The sequence below is a fragment of the Streptomyces venezuelae genome (genome assembly GCF_008642315.1).
Taxonomy (GTDB): domain Bacteria; phylum Actinomycetota; class Actinomycetes; order Streptomycetales; family Streptomycetaceae; genus Streptomyces; species Streptomyces venezuelae_D.
The window spans coordinates 8774220-8793319 of the sequence record NZ_CP029192.1 but is presented as its reverse complement, the minus strand read 5'-3'; the positions used below and the strand labels follow the sequence as shown (position 1 = coordinate 8793319).

The following is a 19100-nucleotide window of genomic DNA, read 5'->3' as shown; positions in this document are numbered from 1 at the left end:
GATCACCGACGAGAGGAGGAGCCTCCCTGTCATGCCCGGAAGCGGCGGCAGACTCCCCCTGGGCGTCCAGCTCCCATCGGACATGGAGCCGGGACTGCGCCGCCGTGTCGGCGATCCGGTCAGAACAACAGGTCCGGACGGGACGGGTGGGGCCGCCACTGCGTCAGCGAGGTGACGGGCAGGACGCCGTACGGCTGATCACCGACCCGCACCGCGGGCAGCGGACCGCGGGCGCGCACCGTGTCGATCGTGAAGCGGCGCCAGTCTGCCAGGGGCATGCCGTCGAAGCCCGGCGAGAACAGTTCCCGCAGGTAGTAGCCCCAAGTGGCCGGCCACAGCGCGGCCGCCATCGCCGATGCCTCGCCCCCCTCGGTGCCGGCCGCGTGCGGCAGCCGCCACAGCGGAGACGTCCGCTCGGTCACCCCGAGGGCGTGGGCCAGGGCCGCGGCGTCACTGCCGTCGCCCGGCGCAGCGGGCGCCGCGTCCAGCGCGGCCAGGACGCCGGCCCCGTCCAGGGTCCGCGGGCGGCGTCCACCCGGGCGACCGGGTCCGTCGTTGTTGGTCGGGGTGCCCTGAGGCACCAGGTCCAGCCCCCAGGTGGCGGCGTGCGCGTCCAGCAGGCCGGAGAGCGCGGCCGTCGCCTCCGCCGCGTCGAGGGATTCGGCGACGCCGAGGACCGTGATCCGGTCGAAGCGGTCCGGGCTGCCCGGCGGCAACCGGACGCTGATCCCCATGCCGGCCAGCTCGGCGGCGGCGAAGTCGACCATCCAGCGCATGCCCGGGCCGACTTGGCCCACCTCGTTCAGGTCGTCGGCCGGGTCCGGCCCGGTGGCCAGCGGCCGTGTGATGGGCGCCCCGCGCTGCTCGAAGACCTTGCGGCCCCCGAAATGGCCGGTGGCCAGCCATCGGTCGGGCAGTACGGCGATACGGGACGCGCGCGTCCACGCGGCGTCCGCCGACGGGACGTCCGGCCACTGCGGCGGCGGCGACAGCGGAGCGTCGGCCGGGATCCGCTCGTCCGGACGCTGCCCCGGATTGACCGGGGTGAGCCGTTCGGCGATCCAGCGCGCCCGGTGAGCGCCGTGCCGTGCCACCAACAGCTGCCAGGCGGTGAGGCGTTGCTGCTCCCCTTCGACGCCCCGGCCCGCCCGCCACAGCGCCGCCCAGAACTCCTTCCCGCCGGTCGACTCCGCCGCCGTGAGGCCCGGCTCATGACTGTCCTGGTGGACATCGTCCGGATAGATCCGGATCTTCAGGACGCGCGCCCCGACGGCGTCGCGCGGGGTGAACCGCGTCTCCAGGCGGACCGGCAGCAGCAACAGCGGGATACCGGCGTCCAGTTGGGTGAACGTGGTCATGGCGGGGGCTCCAACAGGTCGCTGGCGTGGATCGCGGCACGGAAGGGGGCCTGCGTCGTGATCGCGGCCTGATGGGCGCTGGTGGCTCCCCACCGCAGCCCCAGCGGGTTGTCGGTGCGGTCGCCGAAACCTTGGAGCGGCTGGTCCAGGTCGATGTGGCCGCTCGGCGTGAGGGGCACGTTCCCCCACCACAGGTCGCGCCAACTGCCGGTCAAGGCGGTGGGTTCGGCGGTGTCGATCCCGAAGCGCAGCTCGGTGAGCTGCTGTTGGATGACGACGAAGAACCCGGGTCGGGACCCGGCCGGATCGGGGTCTCCAATGGCGGCCTCCGGTGTGACGGGGAAGGCGATGAAGGTCACGTCGGGTGCGAGGCTTCCCCTGAACAGCGGGTATTTCTCCGGGTGTTCGGGGGCTCCGGGGCTCAGTCCGGGCGGTGCGGACTTGGGGCGGCGCCGGGACGGCAGGCCCGTCCCCGGCTCGTACCACTCGCCCTGGGCGAGGTAGATCACCGCGTCGGGATAGCGGCGCAGGAGATCGCCGCGGAGCAGCAGCACGAAGTGCCGGCCGCCCCTCAGGTGCTCTCCCAGATCGCTTGCGGCGGTCCATTCGTGGAGCGCGGGGATGTCGTGGCGTTCCGCGGCGGTCGCCGGGGCCGGGACCCGGCCGGCCGGATCCCAGAACTGGCGGAAGCAGGTGCCTCGTTGGTCCGTCGGGAAGTGGCGGGCCAACAGCAGCCGGCCGACGTGGTGGTTGAGCCCGACCAGGAACGCCTCGACGAAGCGGGGGTTGATCGCGAGCCCGGCCACGCAGTTCGCCGGGATGTCGCCGACGCCCGGCAGTAGCAGGTCCTGTGAGAGGTCGGCGAGCGCGCGGTACATGGGCGTCGGGAAGGACGGCGCCACGAGGAGGGGGTCGAGGGGGTCGGCGGGGTGCCAGTCCGACGGAGCCGACACCCGGCCGGCCACGCGCTTGGGCACCGTCAGCTCCGGGTCCAGGGCGTTCAGCACGGAGACGGCGATGTCACCGGTGGGCAGCCGGGTCGGGGGGCGCGGCGGTGGCGGATGGCACGCGGGCATCGTGGACTGCTGCCGCACCGCGACGCTGCGGAAGTCCAGCCAGGCCCGGTACCGCGGGGAATCCTTGGGCGGCGGTTCGGCGTCCAGGAGGGCGTCCGGGGTACGGGTGCACAGGCCCGGCCCGTCGACGGCGGAGTCGAACGTCACCGTGCCCGGCGGGCCACGGCGGGGCCGGACACCGTGAGCGTGCCGTCGTTCACGGCGCGCAGCAGATCGGCGGCGCCGACGCCGGTACGCCGCCCGAGCGGCCCGCGCGGGCGCAGCGCACAGCGGAACGCGGCTCCCGTCATGGCAGGCGGCACGCGGCTGCCGCCGCCCTGCACCGTGCCGGCGACGGTGCGGGTGCCGTGCCGCACCCGAGGAGCGACCGGCGAGGTGATCTGGAGCAGCGCCTCGGCGTCCAGGGCGGCCAGCCCGCGGTGCAACAGGCGGTCGGCGGCCCGCGCGAGCTGTGCGGAGCGCAGCAGCTGATTGGCGCGGATGACCTCCCCGGCCTGCGCCCACGCCGAGGCCATCAACTCCTCCTGCTGGAGCTCCACGATGCGGGCACCGAGGCCCGCGGCCACCCGGTGGCACGGGTCGAGGTTGAGCCGGCGCAGCCAGGCCGCCCCGCCCACCGGCGGCACGGTCGGCTGCCCCGCCTGCCAGTGCCCGTACAGCGGCGGCGGCAGGACCAGGCCGGCCGGCGCGGGAGTGCCCGCCGGTGCCGGCAGCAAGGTGTTCAAAAGCGCGCGCAGCGCCTCCGTGAAGGACGGGGCGAGCGGGGTGCCCAAGTCGTCGCTCGCGGCGGAACCGGTCAACTGGTCCGGGCTCACCGCTTCCAGCGCCCCGGCCAGCGGGACCTCACCGAGGTCGGGCAGTCCGGCGGGCAGGCTCCGCACCGACAGGGGGCGGCGGCCGACCCGGCCCGGATCCAGTGCGACTCTCCGCAATTTGGTGACCAGCGCCTCGAAGTCCCCTTCCTCGCCGGTGCTGAACTCCCAGGAGTGGAAGACGGGCAGCTCCAGCGGACCGGTGTCGGTACGCCACGCCGGAGCCGTCTGCGCCGTCGACGCCACCTCGCCCGTCAGCCGCCCCAGCCCCGCGAGCCGGCCCTGCTCGAAGGTGGGCACGACGAGGGCCACGTACGCCGTGCGGGGACGCAGGAGGCGCGGGCAGAACAGCCGGCTGAGCGCCTGGCCGGGGCGGGCGGAGCGCAACGCGTCGGCGGGGGCGCCGGATCCGGGGACCTGGACCACCGCCCAGGCCCATGACTGCGCGAGGTTCGGCAACGTACGCCCGGCGTGTTCGAGACGGGCGATGGCCGGCCGGTCGTCCGGCCGCTGCACGGTCACCTCGGATGCTTCGAGGACCGCGAGACAGAGCCAGGGCCGCAGCCGGTCCTCGGAGTTGGCCGATGCCGGGGTGAACAGCCAGGGAAAGTCCGGGCGTTGGAACTCGATCAGGGGCAGATATCCGGGCTCGACGGCCGTACCGGGCGCCGGGTCCGTCCGCCGCACCTGGCGCGGGTCGATGCCGACGACGTCGGCGGGTCCGTGCAGGTGCAGCTGCACGGACGCAGTGCCGGAAGCCGATCCGCCGACGGCGGTGGTCACCTTCAGCGGTACGCGCAGGGGCAGCGGTGCGTCGCCGACCGGGTCCGTGGTGGTGAGCGCCGTGGCCAGCCCTTGGCGGGCCCAGGGCAGAAAGCGCGCGTCCGTCATGACACCACCTCCTGGGCTCCGACCACCTGAAGGGTCTCCGGCCGGGCCGAGCCCCGCAGGGCCTCCTCGGCCTCCGCCCGGCTCACGTACGTCACGGCGGACACGGCGGCCAGCGTGCTGCGCAACGCCAGCCGGTAGCCGGGGTCGCGTACGGCGATGCCCAGCCCGTCCCCGGCGAACCGGTTGGCTCCCGGCGAGGCCAGCGGGGATCGGGCGCCTGCCGCGTATCCGGCGAAGACCGTGAGGAGGTCCGGGTGCGCCGCGTAGGCGTCCGGGAGGTGCTGCTTGGGCTGCGCGGACGCCTCGTTGATGACGACGGTGTCGTAGGTGTCGCCGGGGCGAGCGACCGGAGCGCCGTGCGCCACCGGCATCCTGGGTTCACCGGTGTCCGGCGCGGCCGGGAATCCGATCGCGGAGCGCCCCGCGGGAAGCGGCTCGAAGGCGGGACGGCTGAGCTTCTCGTCGTCGGTGAGCAGCAGATAGTCGGCCGCGCTGAAGTGTTCGCGTACGTCCGCGCCCGCGTGCACGGCCGTCGGCCCGAAGCTGACGGAAGCGATGTCGAACAGGGCCGGCGCGGCCAGCTCCACGTTCTGGTAGCGGTCGATGGTCAGCGCCAGCGGGACCTCGCGCTGCCGCACCGCAAGCGAGCCGAAGGGATGAACGACCGTTCCCGCGCCGGGATCCAGGGAGCGCAGGGTGACCAGCCCCGCTTCTGCGGGGAGCGCGCCGGTCCAGTTCTGCGGATCGGCCAAGGCGGTCAGCAGGTCGCCCAGCGGATCCACCATGGCGCGCAGGACGGCGGCCACTTCCTCACCGACGGTGACGTCGAAGGGGATGGTGCGTTTGCCGATGAACTCGAAGGTGGCCTCGCCCCAGGCGTGCCACGGGGCCGGCCCGGCCAGGCTGAGCCGGATGTCGATGCCGAACAGCACCTTGCCGTTGCGCCGCAGCGACAGCCCTCCGGCCATGTCTACGATGAACGACGGAGGGGCGAGGACGAGCAACGCGTCGAACGACAGGTAGCCGGTCACCGAGAAGTAGCCGAAGATGCCGGCGTCGGCGGCGACGAAGACGTCCAGCCGGGCCCCGAACTGCACCGTGGCCGGGGTCGTCGCGAAGTACGACTCCAGCTGGAGCCGCGGGTTGTCCGAGTCCGCGAGGGCGATGGTCATACGGCGCAGTTCGGGGAAGCCCGGCGGCGGGGTGAAGCGCGGGTTGAAGCCGCCCGCGGACAGCGCGAAGGCGGGCGCGGCACCGAAGTTGAGCCGGACGGCCATGTCACCGCTTATGGTGAAGGCCGCGATCCGGGAGTCGTAGATCGTGGCGTCGACGGAGGCCTCACGACGGTCGAAGTCGAGGATGCCGACGACGTCCATCTTCAGCGACACGACGGGCTCGCCCTCGGGCAGCGCCAGCGCCAGACGTCCCAGGAGCGCGATCCGTACCGGGGAGGGCAGTTCGAGGATGATGCCGAGGTCGAGGGAGATCAGGGTGGGCGTTCCCCAGCCGAGGCGGGCCATGAGGCCGATGACGAACCGGCCGGGAGCGACCGGGAACACGGCCTGCACATCGGCAATGACCTGGGAGGCGTTGGCGACGGGGTCCTTGGGGAAGAGGATCGAGTCCAGGACGTGGTTGCGGACCCCGGCGCGCAGCGCGTCCACGGACATGGTCCGGTTGGCGCCGAGCAGACCGCCCAGTCCGTTGAGGGTGAACGAAGCCGAGCTGGATCCCCGGGAATTCGGCGGCGATGATGACGAGCAGCGAGAATCCCGGGGCGCCGTCCGGTAGTTTGGTGGTGATCAGGGCGATCGCGGTGACGGTGAACCGGTTCTGGATCTCCAGCTGGAGGATGCCGACGTAGAGGCCCCGGGCCTCGTCGAGCCGGATGTATCCGCCCCCGCGGACCGCGGTCGCGTCGAGGGAGAGTCCGGCGCCGTCCGGGGCTTTGAACCGGAACGCGAGGTCGGCTCCGCCCAGGTTGCCCGGCGGCGCCGGGGGACGGCGCGCCTCCAACTCGGCGCGCAGCCCGACCCGTTCGACGACCGCGCGCACCGGACCGAGGGAGAGGCGACCGCTGAGCGCGACGGTCAACGCCGCCCGGCCGGTCCCCGGCTGTACGCCGAGGACGACCTGGATGTTCTCCACGTCGACCACGCCGAGGATCGACAGGTGCACGGCGAGCGTCACGTCCAGCGTCGCCTGGCCGATGAACCGGAATCCGGCCGAGCGGCTCCAGCCGACACCCGCCCCGAAGTCGAAGCGGAGCGGCTTGCGTCCCAGGGCCTTCTGCAGGAACCCGTCGCCCTCCCCGAAGTCGACGACCAGGGCAACCCGGTCGGCGGCCGCCTCGATGTCGATGTCGAGATCGGGCGGTGTGCCGCGCACGCCGAGGGCGAGATGCGCCGCCCCGAGTTCCATCCGCGTCGAATCGCGAGCCCCGAACAGCAGCCAGGGGAGCGCGGGCATCGCGTCCAGCCGGACGGCGGCCGCCATCCGGCCCGTGACGCCCGAGGTGGCGATGCCCGCGCCCGTCGGGCGGATCTCCACCCGGATTCCTCCGGAGGCCTCAAAGCCGCCGGTGAAACTCAGGGACAGGGCGTCCGTGATCCTGATCGTCTCCGTGAGGTCTCCGCTGACCATCGGGAAGACGGAGAAGCCGACGGGGTCCGCGGTACTCGTGCCGAAGGCCGCGGGGGGTGGGATCGGTACCACCGCGAGCGCGGCCAGCAGCATGACGACGGACGGTCCGGCCTCGACGATGTCCCGGTGGAGCGGGATGTCCAGCTGTACGATGCGGGCGCGGGCTGGCGCGTCGGGGACCCAGTACGGATCGAGGGCGGCGGACGGCGCGGGGCCGAGGCCCGCGGGCAGCCCGAAGCATGCGCACAATTCGCCGAGGCCGGTCAGGAAGCGGACGTCGTCGAACGTACCGCCCCATCCGTAGACCTCGGCGAAGAGCTTGCCGGGATCACTGGCGAGCGTGGCGACGCGCGCCCAGTGGACGGTGTCGCGCCGGTAGCTGCCCCGGGTGGGCGTCGCCGGCTGCACCTCGGCGGTGGCGATGCCGGTGAAGCGCAGCAGCCCCCAGAGCTTCGGCTGCCTGCGCGAGAGGTAGCGGGCGATGAGCAGGTTCGGCACGTCCTGCGCGAGCGAGTTCCAGAAGGCGGGGTCGTCGAGCAGCGGGGGCGGGCCCTGGGCGGGTGGCCCGAGCGCGCTCAGCGCGGAGACGACGTCGGCCACCGCGCCGCCCAGCTTTCCGATGGCCGCGGCCACCGCGAGGGGGTCCGTGTCCTCGGGCAGGGCTGCCAGTTCGGCCGCGCGCTCGGCAAGCCGCGTCAGGGCGCCCGGAAGCGGCCCGAACGCGGTGGTGAAGGCGTCGGCCGGCAGGGTGGGCGACAGACTCCAGCCGAGCCGGCCGAGGAAGGCTGCCGCGGCCTCGGGTGAGGCGAGCGCGTCGGTCAGCGGCTCGAAGGCCTCGGCCAGCGCGCCGAGGACGTCGCCGACGAAGTTCTGCGCACTCATGAGGGCTCCCGGTAACCCTTGCCGTACTCCAGGCGGCGGACCAGGTCGGCCAGGTCAGGGGGGCGCAGGCCGCCCTGGTCGTCGCGTACGTCCTGCTCCAGCGCGGAGCCCACGCCGCTCGGGTCGGCGATCGTGCCGTAGTAGAGGTCCCACAGCAGGTCGGACCGTGTGCGCGTGACGCCGTTGTGCAGAAGAGCGGGCGTCTGGGCCCACGGGTCGGGGGCCAGGAGCGAGGGTCCGGTCTTGACCGCGGCCCGGAAGGACTGGAAGAAGGTCTCGCCGGCGCCGCTCTGCTAGAGGTCCGTCAACGGGGGCCATGGCTCGTTCGTGAACAGCCTTTGCCACAGGGCCTTTTGGTGGGCGAGGACGACGGCGGGGTCGAGCACCGCGCAGCACAGTTCGGTGTCGCACAGGAAAGAGCGCCGGTTCAGGTTCGCCGAGCCGCACACCAGGAGCGCCCCGTCGTACGTGTGGGCCTTGGCATGCACGTAGATGCCGCGATTGGCCGGTGCGTTCCCGGACGCCGACACGACGTTCCACGGGTTGAACACGGCGACCCGGTCCTGCATGCCCGAGGCGGTGAGCAGGGTGAGCGCGCGAAAGCGAGCCTCGTGGGCGGTATCGGTGAGGACGTCGGCATGCGGCGGCAGGACAATGATCACCCGCAGGCTGCCGACGGCACGCAGCCGCTGGTTGAGCAGGCGGGCGAAGGCCTCGCTCCACAGGTACTGATCGAAGATCCAGATGAGTTCGGTGGCCTGCTGCACCGCGTGGGCGATACCCGCCATGACCGTGAACTCGCCGCGCTCGAAGGGCGGTCCGACCCGATAGCGGCGCAGCGGAATCGTGCGCCACATCTGGACGAGGGAGGCCGCCCCCTGGAGGTCCGGCGGTGGCCGTGGGATCGGCAGTGGCCTGATGCCGTCGGGCTGCTGAATGGCGTGGCTCGTACTGAAGATCACCTGCTGGCCGGACCAGTTCCCGTCCTGGCTCAGGTCGAAGACACGGCCCGAGTCACGCCAGCGCTCCCCGAACTGGTGCTCCAGGGTCGCGACCGCGGGTCCTTCGATCTTCAGGTGCTGGTCGTGCCAGCGCTGACGGTGTCCGACCGCGGTGGGATCCGAGTCGCTGTACACCGCCGTGGGCAGGTCCGAACTGGGGACGGCGCGCTCAGGCGGCTTCACCTCGTCGGGCTTCGGGTAGCCGACGCCCGCCTGCCGGGGCCAGCCGCGCTGCGGATCGGGCATGCCGGCGCCCGCCTGCCAGTCGCCCGCTTCGGAGGTGCCCGGCGCGACGGCGTCCCGTCGGGTGAAGCCGAAGTCGACCCCGCCGACGAAGGCCAGATGGGTGGCACCGCTGCGGATGACCATCGTCTTCTGATGGTGCGACGCGGTGAGCCGGTCCGCGGTACGCAGGTCGAGGGCGACCACACCCAGCGGCTCGCCGTCCGGCAGCGGAGTCGGTCCCTTGGTCTGGTCCGCCACGATGCGGGCCGCGTAATGGTGGTCGAGCACATGGGCGTGCAGGTCTGCCGGGCAATACTGGCTGACGTGCAACGGCTGCCACAGCAGGACGCGGACCATCACGCCCGCCTGGACGAGCTGCAGCAGGAGACCGATGACCGTCTGATCGCGGGCGGCCTGCGTCCCGGCGAGGAACTGGTGCCACGGGCCGATCCCCCAGGCGTTGTCGGTGGACAGGTCGCGCAGGCCGTTCATCCGCCAGTCGCTGATGTACACACGCCCCTTGGCCGGCCCCTGCTGCTGCTTGGCCTCGGCTATGACGGCGACCAACGCGTCGCGCATGGCGTTCATCGCGTCGAACCCGCTGGTGTACGTCGTCACTCGGCACCCTGAGTCCCACGGGAGATACGTGGGCTGCCCCTGCGGCGGCTGCGCACGGCTGGCCATCTCGGTGCCGTCCGCCCAGGGCCGCCCCGCGCCGTGCGGCGCGAACTGCAGAAACCACTTCGCGGGATCAGGCGATGCCGCCATGGCGTGTCCCCCCCCAGCCCTGGACCCGCGCCACCGCCGGACACCCCCTGCGGCGTGGCAGGTCTCCCCCGGGAGCCATCAACCCATGGGGCGCGCACCAGGGGGAAGGAGGGCGAACCACGCTTTGTGTAACAAACCACCCCCCTAGACCCTGTTCTCCCCCGGCTTCACGCCTGTTCGGCCCAGGTCTCCGGAACGCGGCTTCCCTCCCCCTGTCGTCGGCGATCTCGAAGCGCGAGTCCTGGGTGGAGTCCGCCCTTGGGTGGGTGCGTCAGCCGTCGCTTGTCTTCCGTTCGTTCTCGGGCCCTCGCTCGGGCGACCGCGCATTCTGCGCCCGAGCCGCAACGGTCCGCTCCATCCACGCGGTCATCGGCGGAGAGGTGGTCTTCGGCACGAGCATCGCCGAGGGCGCCCTCGCCTACGACACCACCGCACCGGCCGGTGCCCGCTGCCCGAACTTACCGACCACGGCCTCGAGGTGCTCCGGCTAGTCGCTGAGGGCCGAAACAGACGCGCCCTCGACCCGACCGATTGCCCGCAGGGCACGATGGCGAGCACCGTTACACCGCGCCCCCAGTGGGCCAGTTGGGCAGCCACCGCGCCGAAGCCGCCGAGCAGTCCCTCGGCGAGGACAGTCCGACCGTCACCGGAAACGGCACGGTGGTGGGCGCCCGGTCGGCCATCAGACGGTCACGGAACTCACTCAGCACTGATTGGTCGAATCCAGGATCGGTTAACTCCAGCCCCAGAAGAACCTTCCAATCGGAAAAGCCTCCATCGAGCACTGTCGAGCAGCACGACGCAGACCGCCTCCGGGGTGAGCGCGGCCCGTCCTGAAGCCCCCGGGCTGCCGCGAAGGGTAGAGCTTGGGCTGTCCGCGATTACGGGGTGTCAGCGGACATGCGGCGCCGGACAACGCGTAGGTCGCGATGGGCAAGCGCGGTAGCGGCGACGGTAACCACGGCAAGTACGGCGACGATCCACCACTCGGTCTCACCGCTCCCGCCATCGGGCTTGAGCCCGAACAAGCCCTCGATCCACGTCGGCCAGACGGCCGTCACGATCGTCGTCATCCCGAGGGGGGCCGAGAGAACCACTTCGATCCGCGCCCTAACGAGTTGGTGCGTGATAGCGGGTGAGGTGTCGTGTCAGGTGGGTGGCATGATCCCGCTGTAGCGATCATGGTCAATCGGGCGGTGCTGGCGCAGCGGCTGTTCACGGGGCTCTCTCGGTCTCATCTTGCTGGTCTGATCGAAGAGTTGTCGGAGCCGTGGCAGACCGGGGTCGAGGGTCGTCGCCATGCAACGCGGGGCGGGGCCAGGAGGCGGGCCGCGGGTGCCGGCGCCCGCCATCAGCTGGTGTTCGTCGACAGGCTGGTGGCCACACTGATCCATCTGCGGCACGACCTGCCGCACTCGGTGCTGGGCTTGCTGTTCGGTGTCGACCGTTCCACGGTCACCCGGGCGATCGCAGAGGTGCGCACGCTCCTGGCGGAGCGGGGGTGCACGGTTCCCGACCCTCCCGGCCTGCGACTTCGGACGCTGACGGATGTATGTGCCTATGCCCAGGCCGAAGGCATCGAGCTGCGGCTGGACGCCACCGAGATCCAGGTCCGCCGGCCACCGGCCGGCCGCGGCGGACGTCGTGCCTTCGTCTCGGGCAAGAAGAAGCAGAACACGATGAAGGCCACCGTGATTGCCGACTGGCGAGGCCGCACGTTATGGACCGACGCCCTGCGACCTGGGCGTATGCACGACGCCACGGCCGCCCGCAACGCAGGCATCTCCGTCTGCTTCCGGCACTTCCCCGACGTCGAAGTCCTCCTGGACGACGGCTACCTCGGCCTGAGCCGCGAACACCGTGGCCAAGCCATCACACCGCCCAGAAAACCGCGGCCGGGAGCATTGCCCGGCAGAGTCGAGCAGTGGGAGCGGGACCGCCACGGGCACTCGTCCGACCGCATCACCGTCGAACACGCCCTTGCCGATCACAAACGCTGGAAGCAACTGACCCGCTGGACACGCCGGCGAGATGTCCTGCCCGACACCTACCGCGCCATCGCCGGCCTCGTCTCCGACCGCACTGCCAACATCTGAAAACCGGCCACGGCAAGGCCGAACACACCTCACCCGCTGCACCAACTCGTAAGAGCACCCGTGATCTTGGTGCCAACTAGCCGTCTTTTGTGCCAACTAAAAATCCTCGTCACAGTTCTCCGTCCGTCCGTCTGGCACTCGTCCTCGCAGGAACGACAGGTCAAGCTCTGCGCCTCTTCACGATCAGCAACAAATGGCGCTGCCTGCTTATAGGTTGGCGGGATGTCTGATCAGAGCGACATACAGCAGATCACTGCGATGTGGCAGCGGCTTACTGGTTGGCTGGCCGAGTACGCGCCTGCGTCTTATGCCTCGCTGCTTCCTGCGGCAGCGCCGGAGACAGTCGGTGCGGCGGAGACCCGTCTGATGCAGGCGCTCGACTATGGTTTCCCACCCGAGCTGAAAGCTCTGTGGCAGGTATGCGGTGGTGTCCAGAAGGTTGAGGTGCCGGGCAACGAGGACGGCGAGCTCTGGGCGGGAAAGTTCCTGCCCGGCGGGATCTTCCTCGATCCTGAAGCCGCGCTCTGGCAGCGTCTGCGCTTCGGTCCGGGGTAGGACGATCTGTGGAGGGACGCCGATTTCGTGTCGTTCCTCGACGGCGAGGAGCCAAGTGGCGCAGGCGAGTTCGGCTTGTACCTCTCCTACTCGCAGGACCCCACCCTGCGGGGGGTCGCTGGCTGGTCAACGATGACCGGGGGATCTCTCTCCCCCGGCCTGGCCCTCTGCGGCTGCCTACCTGGAGGCAGTCTACGAGTTGCTTCAGACAGGCGGCGGCCCTCTGCTGGACGCCCTAGGCGAGCAGCGTCCGGTGCTGGCGCTGGGGTGCTTGGCGTGGATTGACCCTGCTGAGGGTCTGGAGGTTCCCTGGCGACCGGTCCACGCGTGACATGTGCTTGGTGCGGGCCCGCCCTGGGCCCGCACGAAGCGGTCAGGTGCAGGGATCTACCTCGCGGTCATGGTGCACCGCAGGGGCTTCAGGGTCGCGTCGGTGGGGTCGCGCTTCCCGGTCATGCGGGTGTCGAGCCGGTAGGCGTCCTTGTCCATGATGCGCATCTGCTTCATGAAGCTGGCGAAGTTCGCGCCCATGGACTCCTGGTTATGGATACCTGAGATCGTTGAGCGCCCGCACACCGCGGCCGTCAGGTATCGCGTCCTCGACGGCGACCCCTTCTACGTGAAGATCACCGACTAGCCGGGAAAACACATGCCGCTCCTTCACGAGTACACCTGCACCGCCACACCGGGCCGCCGCGTCCTGGAGGTGTACGACGCCGAAACCTACCTCGGCGACACAGAAAGCCTGCACACCGCCGAAGAACAGGTGGTAGCCGGCGAGCGCCATCATCTCTACCTGGTCAGCCTCCAGCCAACGATCAAGGCCCAGGTCAGCATCCGTATCTGGGACACCGTCCCTCAGGTGCCTGCCGACGCCGAGGGCCGCGTGCCGGTCACCATCGAGTCGCGCACGGGCACCCTGGTCGTCAACGAGCTCGAGTTCGGCCCCGCCGGCGAGACGAATCTGCCCCGCCCCGGCGTGTATGAAGGCCACGCCTGGTGGCGCGGCCGACAAGCCGCCGGCGACTACTACGACAGCTACTTTGACCAGGAGACCGACGACTGGACCCTCGAACAGACCCGTAGCTACTTCGCCCAGTGCCCCGCCGGCGAGCACTACGTCCTCGACCTCGCCTACCACCGCGAGCCGGACCCACTCGACGCAAACGAAGCAGGTAATTGAGCCCCGTAACCAGTCGACCCGCGGGTGCCCTGAACAACAACCCCGAAGCGCGTCAACAGGCTGGTCTGCTGCCCCAGAACCTCCGGGACAGCAGACCGGGGTTCAGGACAGGCCCACCTTCCTGTCGGACCCGCTGGGGCGGAGCACCACCGACGGCAACGTGTTCTGCTTCGTGGGCGCCGCGAAGATCCCGGTGGTGTCGGAGGTCGTGTGCCCCCGTCGGCCTGAGCTAGGTCTCCCAGGTGTCGGACGGCAGGTCCGCCATCGCCTGCCGCCGCGCCGCAGTCCAGACCGCTCGATCATTCCTCCGGCCGAAGCCGCTGACGAGCAGCCTCAAGTCGCTGGTCATAGTCGGGCGTGAACAGCTCGGGAAGGGTCTTGTCGAGTGTTCCGGCGATTCGATGGATCGGTGCCCAGACCGCCGGATCATCGACAACACGGCTGAGGTCCGTCATCTGGAGCTTCTCCAGCCAGTGCGACAGCACCAGTGCCTCGTCACGCGTGAGCTTGATCGTCACCTGGCTAGCACTCATGCACACTCCTACGGTTCGGCCCACCCCTGACCGCACGAACCTACTGACCTCGGACCTTGTCCAAACACATAGGGCCGTCATCTGAGGCAGAGCCCATGCCCGGCCTCGGCCATGGCTGGCTCCCCAAACGAGCGACGGCCCCGAGCGCGCCGGTCACGGCGCACGGGGTCGCCGGTGATTAACGTATGAAGGGTCAGCAGCTTTCGAGCGTCCAGTGGTCGGCGTCGAGCAGAAGATAGCCGGGGCCGGTGACACTGATCGTTTCTCGGGTGCGATTGTCGTTGTGGAATTCCTTGCCGCCCCCGGACCCGGGACCGAAGAAGGTCAGAGTCCCCGGATGTTTCCCCTCGTTCCAGGTGATCCGCAGTTCCTTGCCAGAGTCCTCGACCCGCAGGACCCACGGCCCACGGCCGGACATGCGGCCCGCGACGAGCTCGATCTCCTCATCAGCCAAACGCGTCACCTTCCACGGGCCGAATCCCGACGTGCTGCTACTGCCGACGCTCCGGCGGAACACGTCCACGGAATCGAATTCCGAAGGCACGATGAAGCGGCGTCGTCCCGCACCCCAGACCGTGGCGGAGGGGCCACCCCCTCGACCGTCGTTTCCGTGCGCCGTAGTGAACTGATGTCTATCGCTGCCCCGAGAACACCCCGTACCGCAAGCACGATGGGCCCGGTGTCGCCCGCCTCGCGGACGACGAACTCGCGGCTGCGCCATGAGGACCACCGTTGTACCTGACTCTTCACGCCATTCCCCTCCCGAGCCATGCCTGTACGGCAGATCATCATGTCAGCGAAGGCAGAAAGGAAAGCCCACATGAAGAAGGCGACCAACTCTGCCCGTCCCGGGCGGGAGTGAGTCCGCAACGGCAGGCCCGACTCTTCGGCAGGATCATCGCCCGACCGCGGCCTCGGCGGGTCCAAGGGATCCGCGTCCTCGTCCTGGTTGACCGTCGCGAACATCCAGTACGCCCGAGTCAACTGGTCCACGGCATGAGCCAGCAGAAATGATCCACCGACCACTCCACCAGCGTTGAAGACGAAGGCACCGCCATTGAACTCGCTCTCGAATGCCGTCACCTCAACCTTCTTGACGTTACTAGCGCTCCGTGACGTCTTTGATCAGCTTGACCGTCTGGTCTGCCAAGGAACCGTCGTCAGCCATCATCCGCACCTAAAACGGGTGACGACCCCACATGCTGTTGGACCAGGCATGAAAAGCTGCCGCTCGGGGTCGGTGTGTTCAGTCGGTGGTGAGGCTCCAGTGCTGGGCGTTCAACAGGACAAACCCGGGTCCGGTCACACTGATGGTCTCGTGCGTGTGGTTCGGCGCGGACAGTTCCTTGCCGGCACCAAAGGCCGGGCCGAAGTGCGTCAGAACCCCTGCGTACTGCCCCTTGTTCCACGTGATACGCAGCCACTTCTTCACACCGTCAGCCACGCGCAGTACCCACGGCCCTTCGCCGGACATCTCGCCGGTGACAAGTTCGACTTCTTCCTCGGCCAACCGTCTGACCTTCCACCCGCCCACTCCTGTGAAGGTGGCCTTGCCTCCATGGCGGAAGAGCCGGAGGGAGTTGAAATCCGACGGCAGCACGATCCGCTGGCGGCTCCTGCCCCACATCGTGGAGCCGTACCCCGCCTTCTGCGTAGTCGCTGTGCGCTGCATGATGTGAGCGTCGAGCTGCGCGCCGAACACTCCTCGGATCTCCAATGGTATGGGCGCGGAATCACCGTCCGCCCGGATGAGGATTTCGCGGCTGCGCCAGGATGACCACTGCTGTTCCGGACCGTTCACGAGGCTCCCTCTCCTGATCCACACTGTCCCACAGATCATCGCCCGTCCGCCGTCGCGGCGGGAAGGCCAGGAGAAGAAAGCCGCCAGTTGCACCGCCGCCAGCCTGGGAGCGGCAGGAATCGCGTGCCGTACAACACCGGCATCCTCTGGGAGAGAGGCCACGCCCGGACGCGGGACGGGCTGCGGCGGGTCCAAGGGATCCGCGTCCTCGTCCTGATTGACCGTGGCGAACATCCAGTTCGCCTGCGCCAGTTGGTCCAGCGCGTGGGCGAGCAGGTAGTCCCCCACCGACCACTCCGCCACTTCCCCCCCAACCCTCCAACAACTCACTCCAATAGAACCAGTAACCACCATTCACCCAGGGCCTGTTGTGGAATTGCACTGCTGAGCACCTGGATCCTGCGGGTCGGTACAGTCGCATGCATGCTTAAACCATTGCTGCGCGTAGTTGAAGCGAGCGGTCGCACCGTGGACGATCCGACCGAGGAGGCCCTGGGCGACCTGCTGTCCGAGATGAACCTGGCGCACCGGTTCGTGATCCTGGAAAGGCTCGATCTGGAGCCCGCGGACCAGCACTACATCCACGTGTACCTCAACGACGACCGCAGCTACCAGATCGAATACCGCGAAGGCAGCGCAGACCAGCACTACCAAGCCCACATCCCAAGACTCCACGAAGTATTCGGCCCAGAAGCAACAATCGCCAAAACGATGATGGACTGGGCCCACAACCGGACAGAATGGCGGAAAGCACTGCCCTGGACCCCCATGTCACCGCAGTAACCCCTCGTTGACCACCACAACCACAACTGCCCCCCAGAGCGGCCAGCGAGCCTGTCCCAGCACCTGGCAACCGCGCCGATCCTCACGAAACAGCCAATCCCACACTCGACCACATAACACTCGCGGTAATCAGCCAACTCGAAGCGCGGCAGCCGACCGGCCCTGTACGCTGCGGGCACTGCACGAGCGGCTGGACCGACCGCGAGGCACCGCTCCTGTTCTGGAGGTAACCACCACGGCCTCCCCCTGATCGTCGCCCGGCGCCGTCTCCCCCGTCGGCTCCGGGCGACTTCCACGAAGCCCCCGGCGACCGCTGTACGCCCGCAGTCGCCGGGGGCCAGATCCAGTGCGCGGCCGCGGCATGCAGTTTCTCGCGCAGGCGGCCCTGCAAGACACCGACGCGTGCTCGGCCCTCTAGAACCTGTAATCCGCTGCCCATCGGGTCCAGGAGGCGCCGGTCGAAGAGGAGCGGCGGGCGGACCCCCCCCCACTACTTTCTTCGTAGCCCCGCAACTGGGTTACCGGCCTTCGGAGTTGGTATGACTACCTCCCCTTGTCGAGTGCATGGCCCGGGGGGTGGTGTCACCAGCTCCGAAGGCGCTGACAGACCGCTGATTAGGGGCATGACCACCAGCCTTTCCCAGGTCGGGAGGCTCTTCGTGATGTGGATGTGGCGATCGGCGCCGTGGCGAGGCCGGGTGAACAGCACCGAAGGAACCACGACGTGATCGACATCAGCAACATCGACGTCTTCCTCGGCCTGGACGTCGGCAAGGGCGAACACCACGCCACCGCCGTCACCACGACCGGGAAGAAAGCCTTCGACCGAAGGCTGCCCAACAGTGAACCCAAACTCCGCGAGGTCTTCGCGAAACTGCAGGCCAAGCACGGGACCGTGCTCGTCATCGTCGACCAGCCGCCTCGATCGGGGCCCTGCCGCTAGCCATTGCCCGAGCCATCGGCTGCCAGGTCGCCTATCTGCCGGGGCTGACCATGCGGCGGATCGCCGATCTCTATCCCGGCGAAGCCAAGACCGATGCCCGCGACGCGTTCGTCATCGCCGACGCGGCCCGGTCGATGCCTCACACCCTCCGCTCGATCGAGCAGGACGACGAGGCGGTCGCCGAGCTGGAGATGCTCGTCGGGTTCGACGACGACCTCGTCTCGGAGGCGAACCGGCTCTCCAACCGGCTCCGCGGCCTGTTCACGCAGGTCCACCCGCACGTGGAGCGGGTGCTCGGTCCGCGCATGCAGCACCCGGCCGTCCTGGCCCTGCTGGAACGCTTCGGATCCCCGGCCCAGATCCGCCGGCTCGGACGCCGACGGATCACCAGCCTGATACGTCCCAAGGCCCCGCGGATGGCTGACCGGCTGACCGGCGAGATCTTCACCGCGCTCGACGAGCAGACCGTCGTCGTCCCCGGCACCGACGCGGCCTCGTTGATCGTTCCCAGCCTCGCCCGGTCCCTGACCGCCGTGCTCGACCAGCGCCGTCTGCTGGACAAGCGACTCAACGAGCTGCTGGACGTCCACCCTCTTTCGAAAGTCCTGACCTCGATGCCGGGCGTCGGCGTCAGGACCGCAGCCCGCCTCCTCATCGACGTCGGGGACGGCTCCCGCTTCCCGTCCGCCGCCCACCTCGCCGCCTATGCGGGTCTCGCTCCGACGACCCGCAGCTCGGGTTCGTCCATCCGCGGCGAACAACAGTCGAGGAGAGGAAACAAGCAGCTCAAGCGGGCCTTCTTCCTCTCCGCGTTCGCCGCCCTGTCCGACCCCGCCTCCCGCACCTACTACGACAAGAAGATCAAGGAGGGCAAGCACCACACCCAAGCCCCTTCTCTGCCTGGCCAGACGCCGAGCCGACGTGCTCTTCGCGATGCTCCGCGAGGGCACTTTCTACCAACCACCAACCCCAGTTGCCTCTTAACCGAAGTCATAGAGGCGCCCCCGCCTCGACGAGGCTCTGCTTAAGACGAGGTCCCGCCACGACATCCCCACAGCTGCCGGCCCTCCCGCTCCCCTCGTGATCCGCCTCGCGCGACGAGGCTAGTGTCGACCACTGATAAGCAAAGTGTCCGCGGACTGCGGCCATCGCCCCGTGCATCCCTGTAAGGCCGGTGCACCATCCACAGCTGACCGGGGCCCCGGTCCTCTTGCGGTGCGCGTAGAGGTCGGCGGCCGCGCTCGCGGCGCAGGCAGTGGTGATCCGGCTGGCCCGACCGGCGGTTCGGCCCGGTTCTTCGTGAGCGCGTCGATCAGCTCGACGCCGGTCTGCTTCTGCTCGGCGTCGACGCACGTTCTCATCTGACCCGGATACGCGAAGGCCCCGCCCAGATGTCTGGACGGGGCCATCGTCTACCTTGCCCTTGCCCTGCGTTGCCGACTCCGGACCACCCAGAGCCCTATGAAAGTGAGCAGAGCGGCGGTGAACAGCGCTGATGCTGCGACGCGTATGACAAGCTACGCGTTGCCAGGCGGGTGCCACAATGCTTC

Annotated in this window: 12 protein-coding genes and 3 pseudogenes; 6 read left to right on the top strand and 9 right to left on the bottom strand. The window is 69.5% G+C overall.

All coding sequences use genetic code 11. The features are described 5' to 3' along the window. Positions 1-119 precede the first annotated feature (119 nt). From DEJ48_RS38880 to DEJ48_RS38855, 6 genes and pseudogenes are all read right to left on the bottom strand, one after another. Positions 120-1358 (bottom strand): hypothetical protein, encoded by a 1239-nt coding sequence (locus DEJ48_RS38880; protein ID WP_150220766.1) that lies wholly within the window; start codon positions 1356-1358, stop codon positions 120-122. Next, positions 1355-2581, bottom strand: coding sequence for a hypothetical protein (locus DEJ48_RS38875; RefSeq protein ID WP_150220765.1), 1227 nt, complete (start codon positions 2579-2581; stop codon positions 1355-1357). Before DEJ48_RS38875 ends, DEJ48_RS38880 begins: the two co-directional genes overlap by 4 nt. Beyond that, positions 2578-4137 (bottom strand): hypothetical protein, encoded by a 1560-nt coding sequence (locus tag DEJ48_RS38870; protein ID WP_150220764.1) that lies wholly within the window; start codon positions 4135-4137, stop codon positions 2578-2580. The genes DEJ48_RS38875 and DEJ48_RS38870 overlap by 4 nt, the downstream gene beginning before the upstream one ends. After that, positions 4134-6558: pseudogene (locus DEJ48_RS40985) on the bottom strand (DUF6603 domain-containing protein). Before DEJ48_RS40985 ends, DEJ48_RS38870 begins: the two are co-directional and overlap by 4 nt. Positions 6559-7955: 1397 nt before the next feature. Next, positions 7956-9656, bottom strand: coding sequence for a phospholipase D-like domain-containing protein (locus tag DEJ48_RS38860; protein ID WP_150220762.1), 1701 nt, complete (start codon positions 9654-9656; stop codon positions 7956-7958). Positions 9657-10339: 683 nt separating this feature from the next. After that, positions 10340-10420: pseudogene (locus DEJ48_RS38855) on the bottom strand (transposase); the annotation flags it as partial. A 417-nt stretch (positions 10421-10837) separates the two neighbouring features. Between DEJ48_RS38855 and DEJ48_RS38850 the strand changes: the two are divergent. The 4 genes from DEJ48_RS38850 (at position 10838) to DEJ48_RS38840 (ending at position 13490) form a co-directional block, all read left to right on the top strand. Then, on the top strand, positions 10838-11752 hold the full coding sequence (locus tag DEJ48_RS38850) for a transposase family protein (protein ID WP_190537863.1): 915 nt from the start codon (positions 10838-10840) through the stop codon (positions 11750-11752). A gap of 222 nt (positions 11753-11974) precedes the next feature. Continuing rightward, positions 11975-12307 carry a hypothetical protein gene (locus DEJ48_RS38845; RefSeq protein ID WP_150220761.1) on the top strand — a complete coding sequence of 111 codons (333 nt, stop codon included), beginning with the start codon at positions 11975-11977 and terminating at the stop codon, positions 12305-12307. Between the two features lie 505 nt (positions 12308-12812). Then, positions 12813-12944, top strand: coding sequence for a hypothetical protein (locus DEJ48_RS40870; protein WP_263399475.1), 132 nt, complete (start codon positions 12813-12815; stop codon positions 12942-12944). Positions 12945-12956: 12 nt separating this feature from the next. Continuing rightward, entirely contained in the window at positions 12957-13490 is a 534-nt protein-coding gene (locus DEJ48_RS38840) for a hypothetical protein (protein WP_150220760.1), read from the top strand. Positions 13491-13789: 299 nt separating this feature from the next. Here the strand turns inward: DEJ48_RS38840 and DEJ48_RS38835 are convergent, their stop codons facing one another. The 3 genes from DEJ48_RS38835 to DEJ48_RS38820 form a co-directional block, all read right to left on the bottom strand. Further along, positions 13790-14023, bottom strand: a complete 234-nt coding sequence (locus DEJ48_RS38835; protein WP_150220759.1) for a hypothetical protein — start codon at positions 14021-14023, stop codon at positions 13790-13792. 193 nt (positions 14024-14216) lie between these two features. Then, entirely contained in the window at positions 14217-14477 is a 261-nt protein-coding gene (locus DEJ48_RS38830) for a hypothetical protein (RefSeq protein WP_150220758.1), read from the bottom strand. Between the two features lie 792 nt (positions 14478-15269). Beyond that, positions 15270-16112, bottom strand: coding sequence for a hypothetical protein (locus DEJ48_RS38820; RefSeq protein ID WP_190538132.1), 843 nt, complete (start codon positions 16110-16112; stop codon positions 15270-15272). 135 nt (positions 16113-16247) lie between these two features. Between DEJ48_RS38820 and DEJ48_RS38815 the strand changes: the two genes are divergently transcribed. Together DEJ48_RS38815 and DEJ48_RS38810 are read left to right on the top strand one after the other, a co-directional pair. Further along, complete coding sequence (locus tag DEJ48_RS38815) at positions 16248-16607, top strand: hypothetical protein (protein WP_223832387.1); 360 nt, start codon at positions 16248-16250, stop codon at positions 16605-16607. Between the two features lie 724 nt (positions 16608-17331). Beyond that, a pseudogene (locus DEJ48_RS38810) lies at positions 17332-18534 on the top strand (IS110 family transposase). The last annotated feature ends 566 nt before the right edge of the window (positions 18535-19100 follow it).